The organism is Corallococcus sp. NCSPR001, from assembly GCF_017309135.1.
Classification (GTDB): domain Bacteria; phylum Myxococcota; class Myxococcia; order Myxococcales; family Myxococcaceae; genus Corallococcus.
The window spans coordinates 779,623-791,065 of record NZ_JAFIMS010000002.1 but is presented as its reverse complement, the minus strand read 5'-3'; the positions used below and the strand labels follow the sequence as shown (position 1 = coordinate 791,065).

The window sequence follows — 11,443 nt, the reverse complement described above, 5'->3', positions numbered from 1 at the left end:
CCTCACCGCGCCGGCGCCCGCACCTTCGGCTTCGACTCCGTCGCCGCTGGCAGGTTCGCGTCGAACCAGTCCAGCGTGCGCAGGAGCCGGTCCTTCTGGTGCTCGGGCTTGCGCAGGCTGTGGCCCTCATCCGCGTAGATGACCAACTGGGTCTTCACGCCCAGGGTCTTCAGCGCCTTGTGGAACTCGTAGCCCTGCGACGCGGGCACCTCCATGTCCCGCTCTCCGTGCAGCACCAGCGTAGGCGCCTTCACCTGCTTCACCCCGTTGATGGGCGAGGAGCGCGTGTACACGTCCGGCGCGTCGTACACCGAGGCTCCGAAGTAAGGCAGCATCCAGGAGTCGATGTGGTTCGTGCCGTAGTAGCTCTGCCAGTTCGCGATGCCCGCGCCCGCCACCGCCGCCTGGAAGCGCTGCGTCCGCGTCACCGCCCACATCGTCAGGAAGCCGCCGTAGCTCCACCCCGTGATGCCCTGCCGCGCCGGGTCCACCGGCGCTGACGCCAGCACCGCGTCCAGCCCCGCCAGCACGTCGTCGAAGTCCCCGAAGCCGAAGTCGCGGCGGTTCGCCTGCACGAACGCCTCACCCTGGCCGTAGCTGCCTCGCGGGTTGGGCATGAACACCGCGTAGCCCCTCGCCGCGAACAACGCCGCCTGCGGATTGAACCCCGCCAACACTCCCGCCGCCGGACCTCCGTGCACCACCGTCACCATGGGCGCCTTGCGCCCGGACGCGTCCGGCACCGGCAACACCAGCCAGCCCTGCACCGGCTGCCCGTCGCGCGTCCACGTCACGCTGCGAACGTCGCCCACCGTCACGCGCACGTCCGCGTTGAGGCGCGTCACCTGCCTCCACGCCCCCACCCGCCCCGTCCACAGCTCCGGCGCCTGGGTGAGGGAGTCGCGCACCACCGCGCTCGTCACCCCGTCCCTCCCCAGCGACACCGTCACGCGCTCCGGGCCCTTCCACACCGTCTTCACGTCCCCGCCGTCCGGCGCCACCGCCATCAGCGCGGCCTCGCCCTGCGCCTGCGCCACGAACACCAGCCGCTCCACCGTGGGCCAGAAGAGGTCCGTCGCCGTCGCCTTCAGCCCCTCCGTCACGTTCCGCGCGGGCGGCACCTTCGCGGGCAGCTCCGCCTTCTCCCCGAACCGCACCTTCGCCGCCAGCCGCTCCGGCACCGACACCACGAGCACGTCCCCGCCCGTGTTGCCCTCGTCACTCATCAGCCCTTCGATGAACGCGAGCTGGCGACCGTCCGGACTCCACGCGGGCTCCGCCACCTGCCACCGGGGCGTGTGCAGGAGCGACGTCTCTCCCGTCCCCGCCTCCACCGCGTACACCCGCGCGCTCCACCAGTTCGCGTCGCCCGGGGGCTTCGAGGCCGTCACCGCCACCCGGGCGCCGTCCGGGCTCCACGCGTACTCGTGGATGAACAGGGCCGCGGGCGACACCATCCGCAGCCTCGCGTCCTCCACCGTCACCACCGCGAAGCGCTTCACCGGCGGAGACGTCTGCACTACGCCGGTCTCGCGCGCCGCGGGCCCCCGGGGCCCCAGCGCGTCCTCCGCGCCTTCAATGACGAGCAGCCCCACGGACTGCCCGTCCGGCGACCACTTCGGCGCCGCCAGCACGCCCTTCACCGTGGTGAGCCGCCGCGCGGGCCCGCCCGCCCCCGACGCGTCCGCCACGTAGAGCTGCTTCGCCCGGCCCTCGCCCGCGGTGGAGAGGAACGCGAGCTGGCGACCGTCCGGGCTCCACGACAGCGAGCCCTCCGCGCACGGCGCGCCATCCTTCGACGCGGTGACGCGCACCGGCGCGCGCTCCGGATGCGCCAGCTCCCGCACCTGGAGCCTCGCGGCCTCCGCGGTCCCCGGCACCGACTCCACCCAGGCCACCCGCGTGCCGTCCGGCGACAGCGTCACTTCACGGATGCGCACCAGGCGCTGGAGCGCGTCGTACGTCGCGCTGGCCTCCGCCCGCACGGGCGCGGGCGCTGGCGCCGCACCGGACGCCAGCGCGCCCCACACCCAACAGCCCACCGCCACAGCCAGGCTTGCCGCTCGCATCCGCCGCCTCCCGAAAAGCACAAGGGGGCGGAGTGTAGCGGACCTCCCGCTCAGTGCAGCTGCGTGGGCAGCATGGGCAGCCCGTGGAAGAAGCGCCGCCCGCTCTCGAAGCGGTGGTGGAACGTCACGCGCTGGTCCAGGTACAGCCGCGACATCTCCTCCTCGCCGTACGCGCGGAAGAACGCGGCGCGCGCCTCGTCACAGGCCCGCTCGTACTCCACGCACAGGGCCTCCCAGTCCTCCGGTGGGAGCTCGCCCTCCGGCCAGCCCTCGCCGGTGAGGCCGTAGTCGCGCTCCATCGCGTCCAGCTCGCGCGCCCGCATCCGCACGCGCGGATCCTCCGCGATGGCCTCGTCCGCCATCGCCGTGAGGATGTGCGCCACCAGGAAGAAGCCCGCGTCCGGCGGCACCGCGCCCGCGTCCCGCGCGCTCCGGAACGTCACCAGCAGCTGCGCGTCCATCTCCTCGCCGCCCAGCTCCGCCAGCTTCGCGGCCAGCCCGCGCCACCGGGCCTCGGTCTCCAGGGCCTCCCGCCGCACCCCTTCCAGCTCCTGCTCACCCGTCTTTTTCATGGTGTCCTCTCCTGGCCCGCGAAAGGCCCCTTCCCACGAAGGTTCCCATCCCCGTCTGACGCTCGGGCCCGGCAAACCGTGCTGTCCCCTTTTTCCACGACGTCCCGGCGCGTCAGGTGCCGGACGCCCGAGCGCGGCGCCGTCGCGTGGCGGACGCGCAACCGTGCTCGGGGGGACGGACGGCCTGGCGGCCAGCCCGGCCATTTCGGGGCTGCCGGGGTGACGAACCACGCGGCCGGTGATTGCGCCCGGCCATGCCCTTCGCGAATGCCGGGTGTCACCCGCAGGACGCTTGGGCGAGGCCCGGCCCCGGCGCGCACACTTGGAGGCGGACAGTGGTTGCCGCCGGGCGCGGGATGACGCATCCGCAAGACATGGGGCCCGAAGCCGGTGGCCCGCCCTGGGGAGCCCCACCGGTGTCCGAGCCCGCCGCCCCGCTACAGACGAAGTCCCAGGTGTCCATCCGCACGGTGTTCACCGTGTGCTTCGGGGTGCTGGGCGTGATGGCCCTGGTGGTGCTCATCGCCAAGACGCGCGTGGCGCTCACGCTCACCGGCATCGCGGCGCTCATCGCGCTGTCGCTGGAGCACGGCGTGTCGCGGCTGGAGAAGCGCGGCTTCAAGCGGTGGCTGGCCATCGCCGTGGTGCTGTTCGGGCTGTTCGTGGCCATCGTCGCGCTGGGCCTGCTGGTGATTCCGGACCTGGTGGAGCAGGTGGACGCGCTCGTCACCCAGTGGCCGCATCTGTGGAAGCAGGTGCGCGGCACCGGCATCCTGCGCGCGCTCAACCAGCGGCTGCACAGCCTGGGCTGGAACGAACGGCTGGAGGAGGCCACGCCCGCGCTCGCGGGGCCCCTGCCCGAGCTCCTGATGAGCGCGATTGGCGGCGTGGTGGGCCTGCTGGGCGGCGTCATCACCGTCTTCTTCCTGGTGGTGTTCATGCTGGTGTTCGGCGGCGGCATGCTCAGGCGCCTGCTGGACCTGGCCCGCCCCGACCACCGCCTGCGCTACGTGCGCGTGCTGCGCAACGTGTACACCGCGACGGGCGGCTACCTGTCCGGCATCACGCTCATCTGCGCCATCAACGCCACGCTCACCACCACCATGCTGGCGGTGCTGGGCATGCCCTTCTATCTGCCCCTGGGCGTGGCCAGCGGCTTCTCCAGCCTGGTGCCCTACGCGGGGCCCATCATCGCGGGCGGCATCATCACGCTGCTCACGCTGGCCACCGGCGGCCTGTGGAAGGCGCTGGCGGTGTTCATCTACTTCCTCCTCTACGGCCAGTTGGAGGGCAACGTGATGGCGCCGCTCGTGTTCAAGCGCACCGTGCACGTCAACCCGCTCCTCACCCTGCTCGCGGTCCTCTTCTGCGTGGAGCTGGCGGGCATCGTGGGCGCGGTGGTGGCCGTGCCCGTGGCCGCCACCGTGCAGATCATCGTCCGGGAGGTCCTGCTCTTCCGCCAGGAGCGCCGCGCGGCGGCCGTCCTGCCTGAAACCCGATGACCGGCTCGCCCCTCCAGCTCCTGCTGACGCACGGCTCGGGCCCGCTGCTTTTCCTCGTGCTCGTGGCGGGGGGCCTGGGGCTGCCGTTCCCGGAGGACCTGGTGCAGCTGGCGGCGGGCGTGCTCTCGCACCGGGGCGCCATGCCGCTGCCGGCCGCCATCGCGCTGTGCTTCGCGGGCGTGCTGTGCGGGGACACCGTGCTCTTCCTCACGGCGCGCCGGCTGGGGCAGGCGCTCTACACGCACCGGCGCACCCGCCGCCTGTTCCCGCCCGAGCGCCGCGAGCGCATCCAGGGCCTGTACGCGAAGCACGGCTCGCGCGTCGTCTTCGTGGGCCGGTTCATGTCCGTACTGCGAGTGCCGGTGTTCGCCATGGCCGCCGCGGAGGGCATGCCCCTGCGCCGCTTCCTGCTCTGGGACGGGCTGGCGCTGTGCGTGAGCTCGCCCCTGGTGGTGACGCTGGGCTACCTGGGCTCCGCGAGCGTGGACCGCGTGGCGAAGGGCGTGGGCCGCGTGGAGCACTTCGTCGCGCTGGCCGGCGTGGCAGTGCTGCTCATCACACTCGCCGTGCGGTATGCCCGCGAGAAGCGGCAGCCCCGCCCGTCCCCCTGAAACCCGGGAGCGGAGGTCCCCGGCGCCTCACCCGGGGTTGAAGCAAGCAAGCTCACACTTGCCCTGGATGTCCCGGCGCGCGCCGCGCGAATCCGCTATCAACCCAACGGTTTCCCTGGACGAACATCCGAGGCTTCATGACTTCCCCCAATCCCTCCCAGGCCAGCTCCATGGCGGTGTCCTCCACGGAAGGGGGAATGGACTGGCTGTCCGGCGGCGGGGAGATGGGGCGGTTGATCCGCTCCATGGACTGGTCGAAGACGCCGCTCGGGCCGGTGGAGACCTGGCCGCAGAGCCTGCGCACGACGGTCAGCCTGTGCCTGTCCTCCACGTTCCCCATCCTCATCGCGTGGGGACCGGAGCGCGTGCAGATCTACAACGACAGCTACCGGCCCATCTGCGGCGCGAAGCACCCGGAGTCCATGGGCCAGCCCTTCCGCGACTGCTGGGCCACGGCGCTGCCGGTGGTGGGCGGCGTGTTCGAGAAGGCGGGCACGGGCATCGGTTCCTACATCGAGAACCAGCGCATGTTCCTGGACCGGTACGGCTACCTGGAGGAGGCCTTCATGACCTTCTCCTTCAGCCCCATCCGGGACGAATCCGGAGGCGTGGGCGGGCTCTTCCACCCCATCACGGAGGTGACGGAGAAGATGCTCAGCGCGCGGCGCACGCAGACGCTGCGCGAGCTGTCCGCCCTCCTGGGCAAGGTGAAGACGCTGGAGGACATTGGCGCCGCGCTGTCGCAGTTGCAGCCGGACGCCGCGCTCGACGTGCCCTTCCTCCTCTTCTACCGCCGCGACGAGGCGGCCCCCCGCGTCCAGTGGGTGGGCGGCATGGGCCTGCCTCCAGGCACCGCGTGGAGCCCGGCGGAGGCGGGGTTGGACGCTCCGTGGCCCTTCACCACCGCGGGCGTGGAGTCGGTGGACGTGCCGCGCGCGCCGCTGGACGCGGGCCTGACGCTGGGGCCGTACGAGGAGCCGCCCGTGCACGCGCGCGTGCTGCCCATCCACCCGGCCGGCATGGCGGAGCCCTTCGGCTACCTGGTGGCCGGCGTGAGCCCCCGCCGCGCCATGGATGACGCCTACCGCAACTTCTACGAGCAGTTCCAGGCCACGGTCACCAACGCCGTCGCCAGCGTGCGCGCCTACGAGGCGGAGGCGCAGCGCGCGGAGGCGCTGGCGGCCATCGACCGGGCGAAGACGACGTTCTTCTCCAACGTGTCGCACGAGTTCCGCACGCCGCTCACGCTCATCCTGGGCCCGCTGGAGGAGTCGCTCGCGGACGCCTCCGCGCCCCTGCCGCCCACCCAGCGCGCGCGCCAGGAGCTCACCCACCGCAACGCGCTGCGCCTGTTGAAGCTGGTCAACTCGCTGCTGGACTTCTCACGCATCGAGGCGGGCCGGGTGAAGGCCCGCTTCCACCCCACGGACCTGGCGAAGCTCACCGAGGACCTGGCCAGCGTCTTCCGATCCGCCATGGAGAAGGCGGGGCTCCAGTACTCCGTGGACGCGCGGGACGTGGGCGAGCCCGTCTACGTGGACCGGGACATGTGGGAGAAGGTTGTCCTCAACCTGCTCTCCAACGCGTTCAAGTTCACGCTGCACGGCGGCGTCACCGTGAGGCTCCAGCGCGAGGGGGCGCGGGCGCGGCTCACCGTGCGGGACACCGGCACCGGCATCCCGGAGGCGGAGCTGCCGCGCGTGTTCGAGCGCTTCCATCGCGTGGAGTCCTCGCACGGGCGCACGCACGAAGGCACCGGCATTGGCCTGGCGCTCATCCAGGAGCTGGTGAAGCTGCACGGCGGCACGTTGAGCGTCCAGAGCGTGGAGGGCGAGGGCAGCACCTTCTCCGTGGAGCTGCCGCTGGGCCGCGCGCACCTGGCCGCGGAGCAGGTCCAGGAGGACGCGGGGACCCCGCACGCGGGCAAGCTGGGGTCCGCCTTCAGCGAGGAGGCCCTGCGCTGGCTGCCGGATGCGCCGGAGTCCCCGCCCCCGGGCAGCGAGCCGGAGCCGGAGCCGATGCAGGCCTCCGTCGAGACCACCGTGCTGGGGAACACGGGCGCGGGGTTCGCGCTGTCCACGAGGCGCGGGAGCGTGCTGGTCGCGGACGACAACGCGGACATGCGCGCGTACGTGAGCAGCCTGCTGTCGGCGCACTGGAGCGTGCGAGCGGTGGCGGACGGCGAGGCGGCCTTCGAGGCGGCGCTCGAGGCGAAGCCGGACCTCATCGTCAGCGACGTGATGATGCCCCGGCTGGACGGCTTCGGGCTGCTCCAGAAGCTGCGCGGCGACGCGCGCACGCGCGGCATCCCCTTCATCATGCTGTCGGCGCGCGCGGGCGAGGAGGCCCGCATCGAGGGGCTCCAGGCCGGCGCGGACGACTACCTGGTGAAGCCCTTCTCCGCGCGCGAGTTGATCGCGCGCGTGGACAGCCAGCTCCAGCTGGGCCGGGCCCGGCGGCAGCTCTCCGACTTCTTCATGCAGGCCCCCGCGGCCATGTGCGTGATGTCGGGCCCGGACCTCGTCTTCACGGTCATCAACCCCCTGTTCGCGGCCCTGATGGGCCGGGACATGCTGGGCCGGCCCGCGCGCGACGCGCAGCCGGAAGGGGGCCACGGCGTGCTGATCCAGCACCTGGAGCGCGTCTACCGCACCGGCGAGCCCTTCGTGGGCCGCGAGGTGCCGGTGCGACAGCCGGACGGCCAGGGGGGCCTCAAGGAACTGCTGCTGGACGTGGACATCCACGCCCAGCGCGACGGTGAGGGCCGCATCCAGGGCCTGCTCGTCGCCGTGCAGGAGGTCAGCGAGCGCACCCACGCACGCCAGCAACTGGAGGCCCTCACGCACGACCTCCAGCACGCGCTGGCCTCGCGCGACAGCTTCCTGGGCGTGGCGTCACATGAGCTGAAGACGCCCGTCACCGCGCTGCTCCTGCACCTGGAGATGACGCGCCGTCGCCTGTCTCCCAAGCGCGGCGAGCCGCCCTCCCTGGAGAAGATCGCGTCGGCGATGGAGTCCGCGCAGCGGCAGGTGGAGCGGATGTCGCGGCTGGTGGACGAGCTGCTGGACGTCTCCCGCATCCGCGCGGGCAAGCTCGACCTCCACATGGAGGAGAGCGACCCGATGGAGCTGGTGCACGAGGTCCTCGACATCTTCCGCGAGCAGTTGGACCAGGCCCAGTGCGTCCTGCAGCTGCGGGCGGAGCTGGACCTGCGCGTGTGGTGGGACCGCTCGCGCATGCAGCAGGTGCTGACGAACCTGGTGTCCAACGCCATCAAGTACGCGCCGGGCACGGCGCTCGGCATCGGGCTGCGCAAGCACGACGACCGGCTCATCCTCTACGTGTCGGACGGCGGCCCGGGCATCCCGCCGGAGCACCAGGACCGCGTCTTCGAGCGCTTCGAGCGCGGCGGCCCGCCCCGCTCCGTGCACGGCCTGGGGCTGGGCCTCTTCATCGCCCAGCAGATCGTCCAGGGCCATGGCGGCAAGCTGGTCCTGAAGAGCACTCCGGGCCAGGGCGCCGCCTTCATCATCGACCTGCCGCTGCCGCCGCGGGCCCAGGCCTGAGCCAGGCGCCTTCAGTGCGCGACGCCCGGGGGCTTCACCGGCCCGGGCTGGATGTTCTGGTTCACGTGGAAGAGGTTGTGCGGGTCGTAGGTCCGCTTCACCTCCACCAGCCGCGGGTAGTTGTCACCGTAGGTGGCCTGCACGCGCTCCTGGCCCTCCTCCATCATGAAGTTCACGTAGGCGCCGCCCGCCGAGTACGGGTGCAGCGCGTCCCAGTACTCCTTCGCCCAGGCGGAGATGTCCGCCGCCCGCTCCGGTGACGGGTCGACCCCGACGATGACCTCCGACCAGCGCGCGTCGCGGAAGCGGAAGGCCGTGTCATGCGGGCCCACCCGGTGCGCCGCCCCGTCGATGGGGTACAGGTGCATGGTGGAATGCATGGACGGCAGGCGCTGCGCGAAGGACACGTGGCGCTCGATGGCCGCGTCCGGAATCTCGCGCACGAAGTCCGCGCGCCAGTACCACTGGTGGCCCGGCGGATAGAGCGCGTCGAAGGCGCTCTGCAGCATCGGGAAGGGCATGGGCATCACGCCGTGCAGCGCGGGCTGGAGCGCCAGCACGGGCGCGAACAGTTCGTCCGCGCGCGCGGGGTCGCCCGTGTAGCACCACACCACGCCGCACATCTTCTGGAGGTGGAGCGCCTCCGGGAAGGGCGGCGCGGGCGGCACGGTGAGGAAGGCGAAGAAGCCGCTGAGGTCCTCCGGCGCGGCCGGGAGGAACTCGCGGTACCAGGCCAGCACCTCCGCCGCGCGGTCCAGGGGCCAGAGCGTGGGCCCACCGATGACGGTGTCCACGGGGTTGGCGCGGAAGAGGAACGACGTCACCACGCCGAAGTTGCCGCCTCCGCCGCGCACGGCCCAGAACAGGTCCGGGTGCTTCTGCTCGTTCGCGGTGACGAAGCGGCCGTCCGCGAGCACCATGTCCACGGCGAGCAGGTTGTCGATGGTGAGCCCGAAGCGGCGCGTGAGGTACCCCAGGCCGCCGCCCAGCGTGAGCCCGGCCACGCCCGTGGTGGAGATGATGCCGGAGGGCACCGCGAGCCCGAACGCGTGCGTGGCGTGGTCCACGTCCCCCCAGACGGCGCCGCCGGAGACGCGCACCGTGCGGGCGTCCGGGTCCACGCGCACGCCGCGCATGCGCGACAGGTCGATGACCAGTCCGTCATCCACCAGCCCCAGGCCTCCGCCGTTGTGGCCGCCGCCGCGCACGGCCAGGGGGAGCTTGCGCTCGCGGGCCAGGGACACCGCGGCGATGACGTCCGCCACGTCCGCGCACCGGGCCACCATGGCCGGGCGCTTGTGGATCATCGCGTTGTACAGCTGGCACGCCTCCGCGTAGTCCGCGTCGCCCGGCTGGATGAGCGCGCCACGCAGCTGCGCCCGGAACAGCTCCACGCTGTCCGGCGTCAGCCCGGCGGGCAGGCCGGGGCCTGTCTGCGGGCGGTGGGTTTCGAGTGTCACGGCGGTTCCCTCCTCAAGAGCCGGCACCGGCACGGCGCCTGACTCAACGGATGCGCACGGAGGAGGGCCGGGACGCACCGGGAGGCAGGAGGGGGCCTCCTGGCACGCGCTGGCGGCGTGGAGCGGCTCAGCCCGCCGCCACCTCGCGCAGGCTGTCCTCCACGCCCTGGAGCAGCAGGTCCAGGTCCGCGTCCGGGATGTTGAGCGCGGGCGCGATGTAGACGGTGTTGCCCATGGGGCGCAGGTACAGGCCGCGGCGGCGGGCGGCCTCGTAGACGCGCCAGCCGCTGTCCGCGAAGTAGCCTCCGCCGCCCAGGTCCACCGCGCCCACCATGCCCACCGCGCGCGGACGCACGAGCCCGGGGAGGGTGGCGGCCATGCGCTCGAAGGCGGCCTTCACGCGCGGCGCCTTGCGCTGGACCTGCCCCAGCACGTCCTCGTCGCGGTACACGGCCAGCACCTCGCGCGCCACGGCCGCGCCCAGCGGGTTGCCGCAGTAGGAGTGCCCGTAATACAGCGCCCGGTCCTTCGCCCCCAGGAAGCCCTGGAAGATGCGCTCCGACGCGAGCGTGGCGGCGAAGGGCAGCAGGCCCCCGCTGAGCGCCTTGGCCAGGCACAGCAGGTCCGGCACCACGCCGGCCAGGTCCACCGCGAAGCGCGCGCCGGTGCGGCCCATGCCGGTGAAGACCTCGTCGGCGATGAGGAAGGTGTCCACCGCGCGGGTGGCCTCGCGCACCTCGCGCACGAAGTCCGGCGACGACATCCACATGCCCGCCGCGCCCTGGATGACGGGCTCCAGGATGACGCCGGCGATGCCATCCGGATCCGCCGCGAGCGCGGCCTTCACCTCCGCCAGGGCGCGCGCGTGGCCGTGGGCTTCCGCGGGGGACGGCACGTGCACCACGTCGAAGAGCAGCGGGCCGAACACGTCGCGGAACTCGTGCACGCCGCCCACGCTGGTGGAGCCCATCGTCTCACCGTGGAAGGCCCCGGTCAGGGTGATGAAGCGGGTGCGGCGGGGGCGGCCGTTCTGCGCCCAGTACTGCGCGGCCATCTTGATGGCCACCTCCACCGCGGTGCTGCCGTTGTCCGAATAGAAGACGCGCGACAGCTTCTCCCCCGAGGGCACGTCCGCCCGGTCCGCGCCCGGAGCCAGCGCGGTCAGCTCCGCGCCCAGCCGGGCGGCGGGGCCGTGGGTGATGCCCGCGAGCGAGACGTGGGCCAGGCTGCCCAGTTGCTCGGTGAGTGCGTGCACGAGGCGCGGGTGGCGGTGTCCCAGGGTGGACACCCACCAGGAGCCGTTGGCGTCCAGGTAGCGCCGTCCGTCCGCGTCATGGAGCCAGACGCCCTCCGCGCGGACGACGACCAGGGGGTCCGTCTTCGCGATGTACTGCTCCATGGCGGTGTAGGGGTGCCAGACGTGCTGCTTGTCCAGTCCGACGAGGGTTGCCCGATCCACGGTGGAGGCTCCTGGGCGCGAAGGGGAGTGAAGCCCGGGGTGACGCGCCGCGTGCCCTTCTGCCCTCCCCGGGGGCGGCCCGCAACGTCGCGGTGCGACACACGGGACGGGGGCGAATGGGTGGCCGCACCGGGCCTTATCCACCAGCGGACAGGCGTGCGAGTGGGACGCTCAGTGGCGTGCGTCCGGAGCGGGACGGTGGGG

Annotated in this window: 7 protein-coding genes; 3 read left to right on the top strand and 4 right to left on the bottom strand. The window is 72.6% G+C overall.

The annotated features are described in order from the left end of the window. Positions 1–2: 2 nt before the first annotated feature. Both JYJ93_RS05265 and JYJ93_RS05260 read right to left on the bottom strand, forming a co-directional pair. A complete protein-coding gene (locus tag JYJ93_RS05265; RefSeq protein ID WP_206786996.1) occupies positions 3–2,069 on the bottom strand; it encodes a S9 family peptidase in 2,067 nt (688 codons plus the stop codon). Positions 2,070–2,119: 50 nt separating this feature from the next. Beyond that, the gene (locus JYJ93_RS05260; protein ID WP_206786995.1) at positions 2,120–2,641 is read right to left on the bottom strand and encodes a hypothetical protein; all 522 of its coding nucleotides are present in this window, start codon (positions 2,639–2,641) and stop codon (positions 2,120–2,122) included. Between the two features lie 416 nt (positions 2,642–3,057). On the opposite strand from JYJ93_RS05260, the gene JYJ93_RS05255 reads away from it, so the two are divergent. The 3 genes from JYJ93_RS05255 (at position 3,058) to JYJ93_RS05245 (ending at position 8,320) form a co-directional block, all read left to right on the top strand. After that, positions 3,058–4,143 (top strand): AI-2E family transporter, encoded by a 1,086-nt coding sequence (locus JYJ93_RS05255; protein WP_206786994.1) that lies wholly within the window; start codon positions 3,058–3,060, stop codon positions 4,141–4,143. Further along, the gene (locus tag JYJ93_RS05250) at positions 4,140–4,754 is read left to right on the top strand and encodes a DedA family protein (protein WP_206786992.1); all 615 of its coding nucleotides are present in this window, start codon (positions 4,140–4,142) and stop codon (positions 4,752–4,754) included. Before JYJ93_RS05255 ends, JYJ93_RS05250 begins: the two co-directional genes overlap by 4 nt. Before the next feature lie 137 nt (positions 4,755–4,891). Continuing rightward, complete coding sequence (locus JYJ93_RS05245; protein WP_206786991.1) at positions 4,892–8,320, top strand: ATP-binding protein; 3,429 nt, start codon at positions 4,892–4,894, stop codon at positions 8,318–8,320. Positions 8,321–8,331: 11 nt separating this feature from the next. On the opposite strand, the gene JYJ93_RS05240 is transcribed toward JYJ93_RS05245, so the two are convergent. Together JYJ93_RS05240 and bioA are read right to left on the bottom strand one after the other, a co-directional pair. Beyond that, positions 8,332–9,780, bottom strand: coding sequence for an FAD-binding oxidoreductase (locus JYJ93_RS05240; protein ID WP_206786990.1), 1,449 nt, complete (start codon positions 9,778–9,780; stop codon positions 8,332–8,334). 127 nt (positions 9,781–9,907) lie between these two features. Beyond that, the gene (gene bioA / locus JYJ93_RS05235; RefSeq protein WP_206786989.1) at positions 9,908–11,239 is read right to left on the bottom strand and encodes an adenosylmethionine--8-amino-7-oxononanoate transaminase; all 1,332 of its coding nucleotides are present in this window, start codon (positions 11,237–11,239) and stop codon (positions 9,908–9,910) included. Positions 11,240–11,443: the final 204 nt, after the last annotated feature.